The sequence below is a fragment of the Kosakonia oryzendophytica genome (assembly GCF_900094925.1).
Classification (GTDB): Bacteria; Pseudomonadota; Gammaproteobacteria; order Enterobacterales; family Enterobacteriaceae; genus Kosakonia; species Kosakonia oryzendophytica.
Genome location: NZ_FMAY01000001.1, coordinates 264,375 through 281,611 on the forward strand (window position 1 = coordinate 264,375; position 17,237 = coordinate 281,611).

The window sequence follows — 17,237 nt, forward strand, 5'->3', positions numbered from 1 at the left end:
AAATCACCCCAAAAAAATGAGGCGCCATAGTAGCGCCTCTGTCACGGCGTGGAAAGTGCCTTTATCGGGCGGAAAAACTACACTTGCCGGTAGCCCGCGGGGAAAATCTTGTGGGAATGCATAACGTTCCAGAATGGAATGTTTGGTATGCTCACAATTCATGATGTGATCAGTAGCACGTTTTTAGCTTTAATTGTATGATGAATGCGTTTCAGCAAGGGCTTTCACCATGAGTAAATCATTGAATATTATCTGGCAATATCTGCGTGCTTTTGTACTTATCTACGCCTGCCTGTACGCAGGGATCTATATCGCGTCACTTCTGCCCATCACGATTCCCGGCAGCATTATCGGTATGTTGATCATGTTCGTACTGCTGGCGCTACAAATCCTGCCCGCGAAGTGGGTCAATCCGGGCTGCTATCTCTTGATCCGTTATATGGCGCTGCTGTTTGTGCCTATCGGGGTTGGCGTGATGCAGTATTACGACCTGCTACGCGCGCAATTTGGTCCCATTATTGTTTCCTGCGCAGTCAGTACGGTGATTGTATTTCTGGTGGTGAGCTGGAGCACTCATCTGGCGCATGGTGAACGTAAAATCGCCGGGCAAGAAGGTGATAAAGAATGATGACGTATATTTGGTGGTCGTTGCCACTGACGCTGGCGGTCTTTTTTGCCGCCCGAAAACTTGCCGCGCGTTTCAAAATGCCGCTGCTGAACCCGCTGCTTGTCGCCATGGTGGTGATCATTCCCATCCTGCTGCTAACCGGTATCCCTTACGATCACTACTTTCAGGGCAGCAAAATCCTCAACGATCTGCTGCAACCTGCGGTGGTCGCACTGGCCTTCCCGCTTTATGAGCAGTTGCACCAGATCCGTGCGCGCTGGAAATCGATTATCACCATCTGCTTTTGCGGTAGCCTGGTGGCAATGATTTCCGGTACCGCCATCGCCCTGCTGATGGGGGCAACGCCGGAAATCGCCGCATCGGTGTTGCCAAAATCCGTCACGACACCGATTGCGATGGCCGTGGGGGGCAGCATCGGTGGCATTCCCGCCATCAGCGCCGTCTGCGTGATTTTCGTTGGCGTGCTGGGAGCGGTCTTCGGTCATACTTTTCTCAATCTTATGCGCATACATACCAAATCCGCCCGCGGGCTGGCGATGGGTACGGCTTCGCATGCGCTGGGCACCGCCCGCTGCGCCGAAGTGGATTATCAGGAAGGGGCATTCAGTTCACTGGCATTAGTGATCTGTGGGATTATTACTTCGCTGGTGGCTCCGTTTCTGTTTCCATTGATCATGGCTGTATTGCGATAAACTTTGCGATTGGTCGCGCAATTTTAATTTCAGTTTCATAAGTTGCACATGCAATGTGATAAAAATCACACATAATCACCCTGTTGCCCCGTAAACTACGGTTCCAATACACGATTATGAGGTAACGCCATGCATTCACGTTTTCACACTGCGTTTTCCGGGCTTGCGGGAGATTTGCAAACCGCGCTGGCGCCTCTGCTGGCGGATGAGCACTTCCCCGCTATGCTGAGCGCGGCGCAGGTGGCGACTTTGCGTAGCGCCACCGGCATGGATGAAGATACACTGGCCTTTGCGCTGTTACCGCTTGCAGCGGCCTGCGCCCGCACCGATTTGTCGCATTTCAATGTTGGCGCTATTGCCCGTGGCGTCAGTGGCATCTGGTACTTTGGCGCCAATATGGAGTTCCGCGGTGCAACGATGCAACAAACCGTACACGCCGAGCAGAGCGCCATCAGCCATGCCTGGCTTCGCGGCGAAAAAGCCCTCTCTTCCGTCACCGTGAACTACACTCCTTGCGGGCATTGCCGCCAGTTTATGAATGAACTGAACAGCGGGCTGACCCTGCGCATTAACCTGCCGGGACGCGCCCCCCATACGCTGGGCGATTACCTGCCGGACGCTTTTGGCCCAAAAGACTTGGAGATCAAAACGTTATTGATGGACGAGCAGAACCATGGTTTTGCTGTGAGCGGAGAACCGTTAGCACAAGCAGCGATCAGCGCAGCGAACCGCAGCCACTCCCCTTACACGCATTCTCCTTCCGGGGTTGCGCTCGAATGTCGTGATGGGCGTATTTTCTGCGGCAGTTATGCGGAAAATGCCGCTTTCAACCCGACACTGCCACCGTTGCAGGGCGCACTAAACTTGCTCAATCTGAGTGGTTTTGATTACGCAGATATTCAACGCGCGCTGCTCGCTGAACGCGCTGATGCGCCACTCACACAGTGGGATGCAACCGTCGCCACGCTGCGTGCATTGGGCTGCCAGCACACCGACCGCGTACTGCTTGCATAATGTCTGTCACTGCGGGTTCACGCCCGCAGTGATGAAAAAGCCCGCAATTGAACCTCTGTTTCTTGCGCTTGCCGGACGGGTAAAGTAGCCTGAGTTAAATTTCAAACCTGTACCGAGTCTCCTGCATGTTAAAGCGTTTGCTATACAGCCTGTTAGTCCTGATCGGCTTACTGCTGTTAACGGCGCTGGGTCTTGATCGCTGGATGAGCTGGAAAACCTCGCCCTATATCTATGACGATTTGCAGGATCTGCCCTGGCGGCAGGTGGGCGTTGTGCTTGGCACCGCGAAATACTACCGCACGGGTGTTATCAATCAATATTACCGTTACCGTATTCAGGGCGCGCTGAACGCCTATAACAGCGGTAAGGTCAACTACCTGTTGCTCAGCGGCGATAACGCGATGCAAAGCTATAATGAGCCGATGACCATGCGTAAAGATTTGATTGCCGCGGGTGTCGATCCCTCCGACATCGTGCTCGACTATGCTGGTTTTCGCACCCTCGATTCGATTGTCCGTACGCGTAAGGTCTTTGATACCAACGATTTCATCATTATCACCCAGCGTTTCCACTGTGAGCGTGCGCTGTTTATCGCCCAGCATATGGGGATCCAGGCGCAGTGTTACGCCGTGCCATCGCCAAAAGATATGTGGAGCGTTCGGGTGCGGGAATTCGGTGCGCGGCTCGGCACCATCGCGGATCTCTATATGTTCAAGCGCGAGCCACGATTTTTAGGCCCGCTGGTCCCCATTCCATCCTTGCAGGAAGTGCCTGATAATGCGCAAGGTTACCCGGCCGTCACCGCCGGGCAACTGTTTGAGATGCAAAAGAAAGGGAAAAACTGATCCGGCGTCAGTACGCCGACACATTGCGGTTGGCGCTCTTCACGGGTCTGATAAGGGTAAAATCCCGCGCCCTAAACGCACGGTGATCGATAACCTCCTCCTCGTTCCTGTCAAGCGTCCATAAACCGCTCAGCGCATTAAAGGAGAATATCGTCTCCCCCTCCGGCGTATCGACAAGGTACTCGCCGGTTTTTAAATACCCCGCCGAGCAATGAATACGGGCTGGCGCTGCGTTCTTCATTTTGAATTCGATTTTGCGAAAACCGGTAGGCACCGTGCAAAAACAGTAAAACGGCAGGGAGGTGACCTTGATATCGCCGGGAGTGGCAACCACTTCGCCATCGCGCAGTAATTCAATGCCCTTAAGGCAGAAATTCACATGGTTGGTTTTTTCGTGCGGAAGGTGATCAACTTTAAAATACACAACATTCATAGGCGCCCCTCTGAGCTGCAGATACTAATTTCAGAGATTTACCTTTCAAGCGTAAGTACCGACGGAGCGGAAGGCATTCAGAATTGACTTAATTGTTAAATCTGCCGGCTAATTGCGCACGCTCCGGGACGAAATTTGCAAGCGTATAAAAAACTATCGCGCAGAGCACAAAAGCGTTTAAAAGCGGCTGCGCGAAGTCTCTTAAAGGGTGTCAGGCGACTTTGTCTTCACAGCGGTGCAAACTGCGCTCCAGGTCATAGATCAGGCTCTTGACCATTTCCGGTGTCAGGCTAAAAAATTGCGAATCAAAAGTTGTCGCGCCAGGTCCATAAGGCGACGTACTGTAGCCAAATTTGACTACCACACCATTTAAATCTTCCACCGGCCCAACCTGCCAGCCGATCACGGGAAATGCAGGAAACGCGAATTCTTTGTCCATCAGAATTACCTCATTAATGCTGTGCCTTATTTGAGCGTAGCATCGAAGCGGAAAATTTAACAAATTTGTTTGGACAAAGTTTTTTTTCGCCTCCTCCCCGTTCATACCGTATAAATGACAGGCATAAAAAAAGCCCGCTGAAACAGCGGGCTTGTTGAATATGACACGCTTATTTCTTACGCGCGTATTTCAGTGAGTCCAGCGCCACCGCAAAGATGATGATGCCGCCTTTGATGATGTACTGCCAGTACGGGTTAATACCAATATAGGTCAGACCGTAGTTGATAACGGTGAAGATAATAACACCGGTCACCACGCCCAGTACGGTACCCACACCGCCGCTGAAGGAAACGCCGCCCACCACACAGGCTGCGATAGCATCCAGCTCATACATAAAGCCGAGGTTGTTGGTCGCAGAACCGATACGGCCCGCTTCCAGCATACCGCCAAAGGCATAGAACACCCCGGACAGCGCATAAATCATCAGCAGGTTCAGCGCCACGTTCACGCCGGACACTTTCGCTGCTTCCGGGTTACCACCGATAGCGAAAATGTTTTTGCCAAAGCGGGTTTTATTCCACAGGATCCAGACAAAGACGACGGCAATTAACGCATAGAAGGTGATATACGACAGTCGGAAACCACCCAGCGCAATGAAACCCTGTGTAAAGGAGGAGAAACCACTGTCGAAGCCAGAAATCGGCGATGCACCTACAAAGTCGTAGTACAGGGAGTTGATACCGTAAACGATGATCATCGTACCCAGCGTGGTGATAAACGGTGTTACGTTCAGGTAAGCAATAACGATACCGTTCACCAGCCCGATAATCGCGCCAATGGCGCAAACAATCAGAATCACCACCGGAATCGGCATGGTGGCCATGTCCGGGAAGACTTTATTGGCGTTTTCCATGGATTGCAGCAGCGTTGCGGCAACCACCGCTGCCAGGCCCACCTGGCGCCCGGCGGAAAGGTCAGTGCCCTGTGTAACAATCAGCCCCGCCACGCCCAGCGCGATAATAATACGCACAGAAGATTGGGTCAGAATGTTACTTAAGTTCAGCAGACTTAAGAATGTGGGATCCTGGAAAATAATAATGGCCAGTAACACTAAAAGAACAACATAAATGCCGCCGTCTTTCAGATAAGTGAGAAAAGTTTTTTTATTTAACGCACTCATGAGGAGCCCCTGATCTTAAAGGTGCAAAGACGCAAGACGGAGAATTTCGTTTTGCGTTGTGGTTTTAGTGTCAACAATTCCGGAAACGAGGCCATTGCTCATTACCAGAATACGGTCAGTGATGCCTAACAGCTCAGGCATTTCAGAGGAAATAATAATGATCCCCTTATTCTTTTTCGCCAGTTCGGCAATCAACTGATAAATTTCAAATTTCGCACCAACGTCAATACCACGCGTTGGTTCATCAAGCATTAAGATTTCTGGCTGAGTTAATAACCAGCGACCGATAATGACTTTTTGCTGGTTACCACCAGACAGTGAACCAATTTGCGTACGGTGTCCTGGCGTTTTCACGCGCATTGAATCGATAACCCATTGGGTATCACTCTTCATGCGGCTATTATCCAGCAAACCGACTTTGTTCTTGTAATTCTGAATATTGGAAATCAGCGAGTTAAAACCGATATCGAGATAAGCATAAATACCGGTAGAACGACGCTCTTCGGTTACCAGAGCAAAGCCATTATTAATCGCTTCATTCGCATTATGATTATTAATTAGCTTGCCATGCAGTTTAATGGTACCGGCGGATTTCTCACGGATACCAAACAGCGTCTCGACGATATCAGTACGTTTTGCGCCAACCAGACCGGCGATACCGAGAATTTCGCCTTTGCGCAGATCAAAGGAGACATCGCGAATAGACGGCTGACGCAACGAGGTCAGGTTACGCACTTCAAGGATCGTTTCGCCTGGCTCGTTATGCTTGTCCGGGAAGCGCTGGTTCAGCGAACGTCCCACCATCATGGCGATGATCTTATCCATATCCAGCCCTTCCAGCGGCTGAGTGGCAATCCACTGGCCGTCGCGCAGGATGGTTATTTCATCGCACAGCTGGAAGATCTCTTCCATTTTATGAGAGATATAAACAATACCGCAGCCGCGATCTTTCAGCTTACGGATAATTTTAAACAGATGATTGACTTCTTTTTCCGTCAAGGACGACGTTGGTTCATCCATAATAACGATTTTGGCGTCATAGGAGAACGCTTTCGCAATTTCAATCATCTGCATTTGCGAAACAGATAATGTGCCAACGCGTGCCCGCGGGTCGATATCGATATCAAGCTCATCAAAGATAGCTTTCGTATCGCGGTACATTTTATCCTGATCGACAAACACGCCTTTAGTGGGATAACGCCCCAACCACATGTTATCCATCACGGAACGTTGCAGCACCAGGTTAAGTTCCTGGTGAACCATTGAGATACCATTTTCCAGTGCTTCTTTAGCCGAATGGAAATCGATCTCTTTCCCCTGAAAAAGGATGCTGCCGGAATCTTTTTGATAGATCCCAAAAAGACATTTTAATAACGTTGATTTACCCGCGCCGTTCTCACCCATTAATGCATGAATAGAATGAGGACGAACTTTTAAATTGACATTATCGAGTGCCTTTACGCCTGGAAAAGACTTGTTGATATTGCTCATTTCCAACAAGAATTCACCTGACGACTGAGTATTATTGCTGACCATAATTGTACCTTGTTGGCCTGGCATATCATGTTGTTATAAAAGGGCGTATTGATTAATACGCCCTGTGAAAAAAGACTAGCTAAATATTATTTACCAGTAATCTGATCAAGGTTGTCTTTATCTACACCCACGTAAGGAATACGAACAACTTTGTTGTCGATCTTCCAGTTGGTGCCATCTGCGGCGCCTTTACCTTCGGCGAGGTTTTTCGCCAGGTCGAAGCTGGCTTTCGCCTGGTTATTGGCATCGTTCAGTACGGTACCCGCCATTGCGCCGGATTTAACCAGTGCCAGGGCTTCAGGCAGCGCATCCACGCCAAATACCGGAATTGAGCTCTTGTTGTGCGCTTTCAGCGCTTCAACAGCACCCATCGCCATGGCATCGTTGTTGGCAATGACCACTTCAATTTTGTTTGCGTTCGGGCCGGAGAGCCAGGCGTCCATTTTGTCTTTCGCCTGTGCGGTATCCCACATTGCGGTATCCAACGCCAGTTGCTGCGTTTTGATGCCTTTCTCGTTCAGCTCTTTGATAACGTAAGTGGTACGTGCTTCAGCATCCGGATGGCCCGGTTCGCCTTTCAGCAGTACGAACTGGATCTGACCGTCTTTGTTCAGGTCCCAGCCCGGATTTGCCGCCCAGTGTTTGGCGATCAGGTCGCCCTGGATAACACCGGATTCTTTAGAGTCGGTACCGACGTAGTACGCTTTGTCATAGCTATCCAGCGCTTTACGGGAAGGTTCTTTGTTGAAGAATACCACCGGCACGTTCTGGCCGCGGGCTTTCTCAATAACGGTGCCTGCAGCAGCCGGGTCAACCAGGTTGATGGCCAGCGCTTTCACGCCTTTCGCCAGCAGAACGTCAATCTGATCATTCTGTTTGGATTGGTCATTCTGGGAGTCGTTCATCAGCAGCTGAACATTTGGCGCTTCTTTGGCATCTTTCTCAATCGCCTTACGCACAACGGACATAAAGTTGTCGTCATACTTATAGATGGTCACACCAATGCGGGTATCCGCTGCGTGTGCGGCTGCGCCGAAAAGCATGCTTGCCATTACAGCAGACAGAGTCAACACCTTCTTATTCATGGTATCTCCGGTTTTTTATATGCAGGGTAGTTCTTGTGAAAAATGCTCGGTGGGAAGTATGTTATTGAAACGTTACTTTCGACCGAAGTTCACTCTAAAAAATCCATTCGTCCGTGTACGGTAACGCTCCACAAATTCGCTTTCTTCGATGTGTCATGACGGCTATGCACTGCTAAAGTGAATAATCACCGTTACATCGTGTTTCAGCTTCTAAGACGCTGACATCATAGTCAGCGCCTTGTTAAGATACTGTGAATTTACTCACAGATTGAAAACGGTTACATCACCGAACATTATAAGTTAGTGATCGAAGCCACAGTTTGTCGACCAGTCACCGAATGGCGGCGCACCAGCGTGGGCATAAAACAATGAGATTCCTGCGGATCCAGCTTTCCTGCGGCACCCAGCAGCGCCAGCTCGGTCGCCAGACGCGCCATCGACGCCACCGGATAGCGTACGGTGGTAAGCTGCGGATCGGTGTAGCGCGCAATCGGGATATCATCGAAACCAATCAACGACAAATGCTGTGGCACAGCAATGCCGTTATCTTTTAGTGCAGTCAACGCACCAGCGGCCATGCTGTCGTTGTAGGCAAACACTGCCGTGAGCTGCAAATTGCGCCCCAGCAGCTCAACCATGGCCGCTTCCCCGCCCTGCATGTCCGGTGAGCCAGTGCCAACCCAGCTATCCGGTGCAGCTATTCCCTGCTCTTCCAGGGCGCGGAACCAGCCTTCGCGGCGCAAATCGTTATCTTCAATATGGTGGCTGGACGCCAGATAGCCGATGCGCTGATGACCGTGGTTAAGCAACATACGCGTTGCCATCATCGCGCCGCTGATGTTATCCAGACAGACGCAGCGATGGGCGTAACCCGGCACCAAACGGTTAATCAACACCATGCCCGGCACCTGCTCCATAAAGCCAGTCAGCTCTTCGTCACTTAACGCTTTCGAGTGAACAATCAATGCATTACAACGCTGGCGGATCAGAACCTCAATGGAGTGGCGTTCTTTTTCCGCCTCGTGATAACTGTTACCAATCAGCACATACTTTTGATGTTGCTGGGCAACGGTATCCACCGCCTTCACCAGTGCGCCGAAGAAGGCATCGGACACATCCATCACCACCACACCAATGGTATCGCTGACCTGCGTGGCCAGCGCCTGAGCGTTGGCATTCGGGCGATAGCCAAGCTGAGCGACCGCCTTCATCACCGTTTCACGCGTATCCTGACTTACCAGCGCACTGTTATTCAGCACGCGGGAGACCGTCGCGACAGAGACGCCCGCCTGACGGGCAACGTCACGAATGGTGATCATTTTTACTCACCTTTGCTGGATTGCGGCAGTTCACAGTCACCCCCTGGGTTTAGTAAGGAGGCTATTCTGTCAGTCGGCGGGAGATTGCTGCGTGAGTGACATCACATGAATGGAAACGGTTACATCCGTTTTGTTAACGATTGTGATCCAGATCGTTATCTGGATGTTCGCGCCAATGCTGTTCCCGCAGCACGTGCGGTACATTGCCGCCACAACCACTCCATCGGGCCCTGACGAAAACGCTTAAGCCACAAGAGAGAAAACAGGATATTGGCAGCCCATACCGGCGGAACAAAGGCCAGCAACTGGAGACGGTCGAACTTCATAAATAAACCGAAGTGATTAAACAAGGTAATACAGATCAACGTTTGCAAGAGGTAGTTGCTTAACGCCATGCGGCCAACGCAGGCGATCGCATTGGCCCATTTGCTGGCGCCAATCTGCGGCCAGAAGCCATACGCCAGAGCGGCATAGCCTATAGCCTGAAACGGTGCGCTCAGTTCGCGCGGTGCCTGCAAAAAAAAGGCACACCAGCGATACGACCAGCCAAGCTGCCACTGCGCGACAATCGCAGGCAGGTTGATCAGCATACCCAGCGTAATCAGCAGCGCGCCAACGCGCCGGTAATGCCGCAGGCTGAATTGCCCTTTCAACCAACCGCTGCGCATCAGCGCTGCTCCCAGCAGCATCAATCCCGCCAGTTGCCAGCCATACTGCGCGCCGAGTGCCAGCAACGCATTCGATAACATATCCGCCCGGTTGCTGATCGCTTCTATCATGCTACCGCTGGTTTTCCACCAGGCTTCATATTGCAGGTTCGCCGCATCCGGTAACCAGGAACGGTTTGGCTGACTGCCGGAAATCCCCCCCAGCAACAGCAGCACCACAATGCCCATCAGATAGAGCACAACGCCGGTATTGAACATCGTCTTCACGCTTTGCGCATCACGCACCATGCGCCAGGCTATCAACCCCACCAGCCCGTAAGCCAGAAGAATATCGCCATCCCAGAAAAAGAGGCCGTGAATAAAGCCCAGCAATACCAGCAAAGTCAGTCGTGACTGGATCCAGCGTTTACCGCGCGGCAACAACATTTGCAAACCCGCGCCAAATAAGAGGGCAAACAGCGACAGGAATTTTACTTGTGCAAAGAGATCGAGAAAGGCCCAGGTCCAGGCGTCACGTTGCGTGATCTCGCCATACCAGGCAGGGTTGGTATAGGCCGCCTTTGGTAACCCGAAGGCGGTGATATTCAGAAGCAGGATCCCAAGAATGGCGATGCCACGAACAAAATCCAGCGTGACATTGCGTTCCATGTCTCCGGCTCCCCGATAATCAGTTATGGTGGCGTACAGCGCGCAGGAACTCCTGGCGGGTATTCTGGCTCGATTTGAACAAACCGCCCAGAGAGGTAGTGGTGGTGGCGCTGGTGGCATCACGAATGCCGCGCGCTTTCACACAATAATGCACTGCATCAATGGATACCGCCACATTATTGGTGCCCAGCAGCGTTTGCAGTGCCGTGAGGATCTGTTGCGTTAAGCGTTCCTGCACCTGAGGACGCTGAGCGAAGAACTGCACAATGCGGTTAATTTTTGATAGACCAATCACCGACTCCTTCGGGATATATGCAACGGTCGCTTTCCCGTCGATGGTGACGAAGTGGTGCTCACAGGTGCTGGTCAGCGTAATATCGCGTACCGTGACCATCTCATCCACTTTCATTTTGTTTTCAATCACGGTGATCTTCGGGAAGTTGGCATAATCGAGGCCGGAGAAGATCTCATCAACATACATTTTGGCAATGCGATGCGGCGTTTCCATCAGGCTGTCATCATTCAGATCGAGGTTAAGCAGTTGCATAATCTCGGTCATGTGCCCGGCAATCAGGCGCTTGCGGGTTTCGTTGTCCGTTTCACGGACCGGCGGACGCAGCGGTGTTTCCAGGCCGCGGGCGACTAAAGCCTCATGGACGAGAGCCGCTTCTTTACTGAGTGATGACATTTTTTATTCTCCTGCAGGTGTGGCGTGCTTCGCCTTTAGCGCAGGCGAAGTGAACAATCATTGTGCGTGAGGTCGCGCACATAATCCAGTCCTGACGCCGATAATTATTGAAATTCCGCCGGCTTTCTGGGTGTCGGTTTCCACACCAGAATCCCCCCTATCAGCAAGGCGAATGCCGCCACCCCAAGTGCCGGTTCAAGACGTTGCGTCAGCCAGGTCGAGAGCGCCGACGTCATCGGCCCCACCAGTTGTCCCAGCGCATAGCCGGTGGTCAGCAACCCGGCCATGTAACGGGTGTGATCGGGGGCAAGCTCCCGACCGTACAACAGCGACAACTGTACTGCACAGAGAAAACCACCGCCCACCAGCAGCGCGCCAGTGACCAGACCGCTCATCCCTGGTAGCAGCCATGCCGCCAGCACACCCACGCCCTGTAACCACAGCACTATCGCCAGACGTTGATAGCTGTGGCCCACATGGCGCAGCAAGATGCTTAACACAATCCCCACCACCGACGCCGCGCCAAATACCGGCCAGACAAACTGGGCGAATAAACTGCCAGGGAAACGCAGCGCCGCCATTTGCGAAAGAAATGTCGCGGGCAGGATATAACCAAATCCGGCGAGGCTATAGCTCCATACCAGCCGTATAAGATCCGACGTCAGGTGCAACGGTTGCGCTTTTACGCCAGGCCGATGCCACTCCCCCGGTCGCGGCAGATAACGCGCGATAAATGCCACCAGTAACAGCGCGAGTACGCCATAGACCTGCCATGCGGATGCCGCGGTCAGTCCTTTGGCCTGGATCGCCACCGCCAACAGACCGCTCAAAGCGATACCCGCGCCCGGCCCGGCAAACACAGCGGCACTCAAGCCCGGCCGCCCGGCATGTGCCAGACGTTCGTTGCTCCAGGCGGCGATCAGCACCATCGCCCAGCCGCTCATTGCGCCGATCACCAGCCGTAATGCGCCGTGCAGCAGTGCGTTATCGGCAATAGATGACAAGAATGTCAGCGCCACCGCACCGCCAATGCCAGCATACAGGCGCAACTCAATATGCTGCCTGGCACGCATCGCATCCCATGCACCCAACAGATAACCGAGATAGTTGATAGCAGCGACCAGTCCGGCACTGGTCAATGTGAGCTGACCATCGCGGATCATTAACGGTACCTGCGGCGTAAAGGCAAAACGCCCGATTCCCATTGCCACCACCAGCACAATAAACCCGCAAAGCGCAACTTTGCGTGCCATGAGCACCCCATTTGTTAAAGTAAAGTTATGTTTATGATGCAATATGTGGCATTTATGCGGAAGTGAAAGTTACTCACAGGGCAATGAATAATCTGTATTATTAAGAATGTCACCCATCTCCCCCCGAAATGACTGAGGAGCCCTGCATGGAATTGCTCGAAGAGCACCGCTGTTTTGAAGGCTGGCAACAGCGCTGGCGCCACGACTCCGCCGTACTCAACTGTACGATGACCTTTAGCATTTTTTTACCGCCACAGCGTACAGCAACGGCGCCACCCGTCCTGTATTGGCTCTCCGGCCTGACCTGCAATGATGAGAATTTCACCACCAAAGCAGGGGCACAACGCGTAGCGGCCGAGCTGGGCATTGTGCTGGTGATGCCGGATACCAGTCCGCGCGGCGACGCGGTGGCCGATGCCGACAGCTACGATTTAGGCAAAGGCGCCGGGTTCTACCTCAACGCCACGCAGCAGCCCTGGGCTGCCCATTACCGGATGTATGACTATCTGCGAGATGAGCTGCCGGCGCTGATCGCTGCGGAATTTAAGGTCAGTTCACGTTGTGCGATCAGCGGTCACTCTATGGGCGGCCACGGCGCGCTGATCATGGCGTTGAAAAACCCGGGTCGTTACACCAGTGTCTCTGCTTTTGCGCCTATCGTTAACCCGTTGCAGGTTCCCTGGGGGCAAAAAGCATTTACGGCTTATCTTGGGGAAGATAGAGAACAGTGGCGAGCCTGGGACAGTTGCGTCCTGATGCTGGAAAGTGGCGAAGCGGATGCTATCCCAACGCTGATTGATCAGGGCGATAACGATCAATTCCTCGCCGATCAACTGCAACCGGCGCGGCTGGCAGAAGCGGCACGGCAAAAATCCTGGCCGCTGACGTTACGTATTCAGTCCGGCTACGATCATAGCTATTACTTTATTGCGTCGTTTATTGAAGATCATCTGCGCTTCCATGCGCAGTATCTGCTGAAGTGATCTCAGCCCCGGCGGCTTCCCACCGCCGGGTTTGCCCGTCAGAAGCGGTAATCCACGGCCATAAAGTAGCGGCGACCTTCTTCGTTGAAGCTGTAGTCGTCGCGATTCAGGTCTTTATCCCCCAGGTTCAGCACACCGGCGCGCAGTTTCACGTTCTTGCTCGCCTGCCAGGCACCGCCCGCGTTCCAGATAACATAACCGCCAGGCGTCATGCCCTGCGATACGGTACGTTTTTCACCGCTATAGTTTGCGGAGAGATAGAACGACCAGTCCTGCGTCGCTTGCCAGTCCAGCGTACCATTGGCGGTGTGGTACGGCAGATCCTGCAATGGCTTGTTGCCGCCGCCGCTGAGATCGCGACCATCGTTATAGGTGTAGTTCAGCGTCACTTTCCATGCATCGCTCAACGGCACTTTCAGTTCGGTTTCCAGCCCCTGGATCCGCGCTTTATTGATGTTGTAGTAACGGAACACCGGCACCCGTTTGCCGTTAGCATTACGCTCAAAGCCAACGAAGTTGGCGTAACCCGGCGCTTCAGTCAGGCTGGCGGTGCGACTGATATTGATCATATCCTCAATGTTATTCTGGAAGGCGGTCACGCTGCCCTGAACGTCTTCCAGCCATCCCTCTTCGCCGCTGTAGTAAAGTCCCAGTTCAAAACTTTCGCTGGTTTCCGGTTTCAGTTCCGGGCTACCCACCACGCGACAACTGCCGCGACAAGAGTTGGTCGCCCAGTCCGGGCTGAGCTGCAACAGTGATGGCGCTTTAAACGCCGTCGCCCAGCCGCCTTTGACCGTGACAGTATCGGTGGCGTTGTACACCAGGTAGGCGCGCGGGCTCCAGTGATCGCCATAGGTGTCATGATCGTCCATGCGCACGCCGGTGGTGAGCGCCAGCGGTTCGACAATACGCCACTCATCTTCCACAAACAGCGCGTACTGGTTGGCTGAGGTTTTGCTACTGCTTCCCCCCGTCAGGTTGACTGGATCCTGTAATTTGTCGTGTCGCCATTCGCCGCCGACAGTGACCAGCTGATTGATGGCACCAAGCGGCAGCACATACTTGCCATCGAGGGTGGTGTTTTGTGAACGAATCTGGCCGCTGTTACCGGGGTTTTTATTGTCGATCGTCTCACCGTAGAATTTCAGCTCACTGTTGCCGACGCCCCAGCGGCCGTTATGCGCCAATGAGTAGTTCTGCCTGTCGATGCGATTTTTATTCAGCGAGTCGGAATTCCGGTCCTGGCGATCATAGCCATAACCGGCGGTAAAATCGTGATCCGCCGTCGGCGTCCAGGCGAACTCAACGTTGCTGTCACGGCTGGTAAATCCCTCCATCCGCGGCGTAAGGCCACTGGCATCGGTCTGCGAAGGTTGCTGCTGATCTTTCTCGCGCTTCGCCACGCTACCGTATGCTTTCACGCCCAGGACACCCTCAATCAGCGGGCCGCTGGTGTAGAACTGACCATTCCAGCTATCGCCACGATTCCGGTGCTCCTGGACGGTGCTGTCAGCGGTCACACTGCCGGTCCAGCTCTGGCCGATTTTTTTAGTGATGATATTCACCACGCCGCCAAGAGCATCAGAACCATACAGAGAAGACATCGGCCCGCGTACCACTTCAATACGCTCGATGGCTTCCACCGGGATCCAGTTGAGGTCGAAATCGTTGTGGCGGAATACCGCATTGCGGGAGTTGACACGTTTGCCATCAATCAGGATCAAGGTGTAGCTGCTGTCGAGACCGCGCAAACTGACGCCTTTACGGTTATCCCCTTCGTTAGTGAGCTGTACGCCGGGCACCTCTTTCAGTACATCTTTCAGGTTTTGCACCGGCTTACGCTGGAGGTCTTGTTGCGTAATAACGCTGATACTGGCGGGGGCATCTTTCAGGTTCTGTTCGCTGGCTGACGCGGTCACCACCAGCGTTTCACCACTCTCTACGGCCGCCATCGCTGGCAGTGCCAGGGAGAGTGCGGACGCACAGAGGCCTCCCCGGACGATGGGATTCAAGGTAAACATTCCGTAACTCCATGAGGTAACTACAAAAAATTGCGAAAATACTGCTCACATGCAATAAACCACGCCCCATTACATTGATGGGGCGGCGGTGTGTCAGGGGGTATTCTGGCGCTGCAAAAACAGACTGATACCTTGTTATTCAGTGGGTTACACTAATGTAAACGATAATTATTATCAATTTCAGAAGTTCAAAGTTATGTAAATTGTTACAACTCAGGCGAGTCAGGCAGGCAAAAAAAAGCCCTCCGAACAGAGGGCTAAAGAGTGAATTTACTTGGTAAAGCGTTCCGGGAACTCCATTTCGCTGTAACGCACGAAACGGGTGCCTTTAGAGAATTTGTAACCGAACCAGATAACCAGGAACAGCGGAATGCCGATATAGGTCGCAGTGACCGCTCCCCAGTCAATGGTATCAGCAAGAAACGCCTGATAATTCTGCCCCAGGGTGATGATCAGACACAACACGAAGGCGAAGATCGGCCCGATAGGAAAGAAACCAGAGCGGTATGGCAGATTATCCAGTGAATGGCCCTGCGCAACGTAACCACGGCGGAAACGGTAGTGGCTGATGGCTATCCCCAGCCAGGCGATAAAGCCGGTCATCCCGGAGGTATTGAGCAACCACAGGTACACCGTCTGATTTCCAAACATGGAGGTCAGGAAGCACAACGCAGCAATCACCGTGGTGGCATACAGCGCATTACGCGGCACACCGCCTTTCGATAATTTGGCGAAGATGCGCGGCGCTTTGCCGTCACAGGCCAGGGTGTAAAGCATACGCGTGGAAGCATACATGCCGGAGTTGCCCGCCGATAGCACCGCCGTCAGGATCACCGCATTCATCACCGCCGCCGCTGAGAGCAGGCCCGCATGCTCGAACACCAGGGTGAACGGGCTTACGCTGATATCTTTCACATCATTGCGCAGCAGACTCGGGTCGGTATAAGGAATAATCAGACTGATAATCAGGATCGCAAAGACATAAAACAGCAGGATACGCCAGAACACCTGCCGCACCGCGCGCGGAATGTTCTTTTCCGGATCTTCCGATTCACCCGCCGCGATGCCAATCAGTTCCGTCCCCTGGAAGGAGAAGCCGACAATCATCGCCACGCCAATCATCGCCGATAAACCGCCAGCAAACGGCGCATCGCCGATGGCCCAGTTACTCCAGCCTGCCGGTTTTTCCCCCTGGAAAATACCGACAATCATCATCACACCAACAATGATAAAGATAATCACCGTCGCCACTTTAATCAGCGAGAACCAGTACTCCGCTTCGCCAAACCCTTTTACGGAGATGTAGTTCAGCAGGAAAATCACGGCCAGGAACAACGCGCTCCAGATCCAGCCCGGTGTATCCGGGAACCACCAGGTCATCACCAATTGCGATGCAACCAGGTCAACGGCGATGGTTACCGCCCAGTTGTACCAGTAGTTCCAGCCCAGTGCGAAGCCAAAGCCCTCTTCCACATACTTCTGACCATAGGTCGAGAATGAGCCGGACACCGGCATAAACGCGGCAAGTTCGCCAAGGCTGGTCATCAGGAAGTAGACCATCAGACCAATAAGAATATAAGAGAACAGCGCGCCACCCGGGCCCGCTGAAGAAATGGTCGCTCCTGATGCGACAAACAACCCGGTACCGATTGAACCGCCAATCGCGATCATCGTCAGGTGACGCGCCTTCAGTTCACGACGCAGCGTGGGCGCTTGTGTGGTTTTTGTTTCGGAAACCATAAGAAAAAGCTATCCATCCAAAAAATGAGGCGCGATTGTAGCAAACGAAACGCAGCCCTTCTGGC

The 17,237-nt window shown here is 52.9% G+C and carries 16 protein-coding genes; 5 read left to right on the forward strand and 11 right to left on the reverse strand.

The window, feature by feature from the left end; all coding sequences use genetic code 11:
* Window positions 1-229 precede the first annotated feature (229 nt).
* From GA0061071_RS01275 to sanA, 4 genes are all read left to right on the forward strand, one after another.
* The gene (locus tag GA0061071_RS01275; protein WP_061494008.1) at window positions 230-628 is read left to right on the forward strand and encodes a CidA/LrgA family protein; all 399 of its coding nucleotides are present in this window, start codon (window positions 230-232) and stop codon (window positions 626-628) included.
* Window positions 625-1,320: a CidB/LrgB family autolysis modulator gene (locus tag GA0061071_RS01280; RefSeq protein ID WP_061494007.1), complete on the forward strand. Its 696-nt coding sequence runs from the start codon at window positions 625-627 to the stop codon at window positions 1,318-1,320. Before GA0061071_RS01275 ends, GA0061071_RS01280 begins: the two co-directional genes overlap by 4 nt.
* 129 nt (window positions 1,321-1,449) lie before the next feature.
* Window positions 1,450-2,334, forward strand: a complete 885-nt coding sequence (cdd, locus tag GA0061071_RS01285; RefSeq protein WP_088238079.1) for a cytidine deaminase — start codon at window positions 1,450-1,452, stop codon at window positions 2,332-2,334.
* A gap of 125 nt (window positions 2,335-2,459) precedes the next feature.
* Window positions 2,460-3,179: an outer membrane permeability protein SanA gene (gene sanA, locus GA0061071_RS01290; RefSeq protein WP_061494005.1), complete on the forward strand. Its 720-nt coding sequence runs from the start codon at window positions 2,460-2,462 to the stop codon at window positions 3,177-3,179.
* Between the two features lie 7 nt (window positions 3,180-3,186).
* Here the strand turns inward: sanA and GA0061071_RS01295 are convergent, their stop codons facing one another.
* The 9 genes from GA0061071_RS01295 to GA0061071_RS01340 all read right to left on the reverse strand — a co-directional run bounded on the left by GA0061071_RS01295 (window position 3,187) and on the right by GA0061071_RS01340 (window position 12,428).
* Window positions 3,187-3,612 (reverse strand): hypothetical protein, encoded by a 426-nt coding sequence (locus tag GA0061071_RS01295; RefSeq protein ID WP_088238080.1) that lies wholly within the window; start codon window positions 3,610-3,612, stop codon window positions 3,187-3,189.
* Window positions 3,613-3,823: 211 nt separating this feature from the next.
* On the reverse strand, window positions 3,824-4,051 hold the full coding sequence (locus GA0061071_RS01300) for a hypothetical protein (RefSeq protein ID WP_061494003.1): 228 nt from the start codon (window positions 4,049-4,051) through the stop codon (window positions 3,824-3,826).
* 169 nt (window positions 4,052-4,220) lie between these two features.
* A complete protein-coding gene (mglC, locus tag GA0061071_RS01305) occupies window positions 4,221-5,231 on the reverse strand; it encodes a galactose/methyl galactoside ABC transporter permease MglC (protein ID WP_088238081.1) in 1,011 nt (336 codons plus the stop codon).
* A gap of 15 nt (window positions 5,232-5,246) precedes the next feature.
* Complete coding sequence (mglA, locus tag GA0061071_RS01310; protein WP_061494001.1) at window positions 5,247-6,767, reverse strand: galactose/methyl galactoside ABC transporter ATP-binding protein MglA; 1,521 nt, start codon at window positions 6,765-6,767, stop codon at window positions 5,247-5,249.
* Window positions 6,768-6,853: 86 nt separating this feature from the next.
* The gene (mglB, locus tag GA0061071_RS01315; protein ID WP_088238082.1) at window positions 6,854-7,852 is read right to left on the reverse strand and encodes a galactose/glucose ABC transporter substrate-binding protein MglB; all 999 of its coding nucleotides are present in this window, start codon (window positions 7,850-7,852) and stop codon (window positions 6,854-6,856) included.
* 293 nt (window positions 7,853-8,145) lie between these two features.
* Window positions 8,146-9,171, reverse strand: coding sequence for an HTH-type transcriptional regulator GalS (gene galS, locus GA0061071_RS01320; RefSeq protein WP_061493999.1), 1,026 nt, complete (start codon window positions 9,169-9,171; stop codon window positions 8,146-8,148).
* 155 nt (window positions 9,172-9,326) lie between these two features.
* Window positions 9,327-10,487 (reverse strand): DUF418 domain-containing protein YeiB, encoded by a 1,161-nt coding sequence (gene yeiB, locus GA0061071_RS01330; RefSeq protein ID WP_061493998.1) that lies wholly within the window; start codon window positions 10,485-10,487, stop codon window positions 9,327-9,329.
* Between the two features lie 19 nt (window positions 10,488-10,506).
* Window positions 10,507-11,175 carry a GTP cyclohydrolase I FolE gene (gene folE, locus GA0061071_RS01335; RefSeq protein ID WP_061493997.1) on the reverse strand — a complete coding sequence of 223 codons (669 nt, stop codon included), beginning with the start codon at window positions 11,173-11,175 and terminating at the stop codon, window positions 10,507-10,509.
* 104 nt (window positions 11,176-11,279) lie between these two features.
* The gene (locus tag GA0061071_RS01340; protein ID WP_088238083.1) at window positions 11,280-12,428 is read right to left on the reverse strand and encodes a YbfB/YjiJ family MFS transporter; all 1,149 of its coding nucleotides are present in this window, start codon (window positions 12,426-12,428) and stop codon (window positions 11,280-11,282) included.
* A gap of 146 nt (window positions 12,429-12,574) precedes the next feature.
* On the opposite strand from GA0061071_RS01340, the gene fghA reads away from it, so the two are divergent.
* Window positions 12,575-13,411 (forward strand): S-formylglutathione hydrolase, encoded by an 837-nt coding sequence (gene fghA, locus GA0061071_RS01350; RefSeq protein WP_088238084.1) that lies wholly within the window; start codon window positions 12,575-12,577, stop codon window positions 13,409-13,411.
* Between the two features lie 38 nt (window positions 13,412-13,449).
* Here fghA and cirA read toward each other — a convergent pair whose 3' ends face one another.
* Window positions 13,450-15,432 carry a catecholate siderophore receptor CirA gene (cirA, locus tag GA0061071_RS01355; RefSeq protein WP_088238085.1) on the reverse strand — a complete coding sequence of 661 codons (1,983 nt, stop codon included), beginning with the start codon at window positions 15,430-15,432 and terminating at the stop codon, window positions 13,450-13,452.
* A 270-nt stretch (window positions 15,433-15,702) separates the two neighbouring features.
* Window positions 15,703-17,172: an amino acid permease gene (locus GA0061071_RS01360; protein WP_061493993.1), complete on the reverse strand. Its 1,470-nt coding sequence runs from the start codon at window positions 17,170-17,172 to the stop codon at window positions 15,703-15,705.
* Window positions 17,173-17,237: the final 65 nt, after the last annotated feature.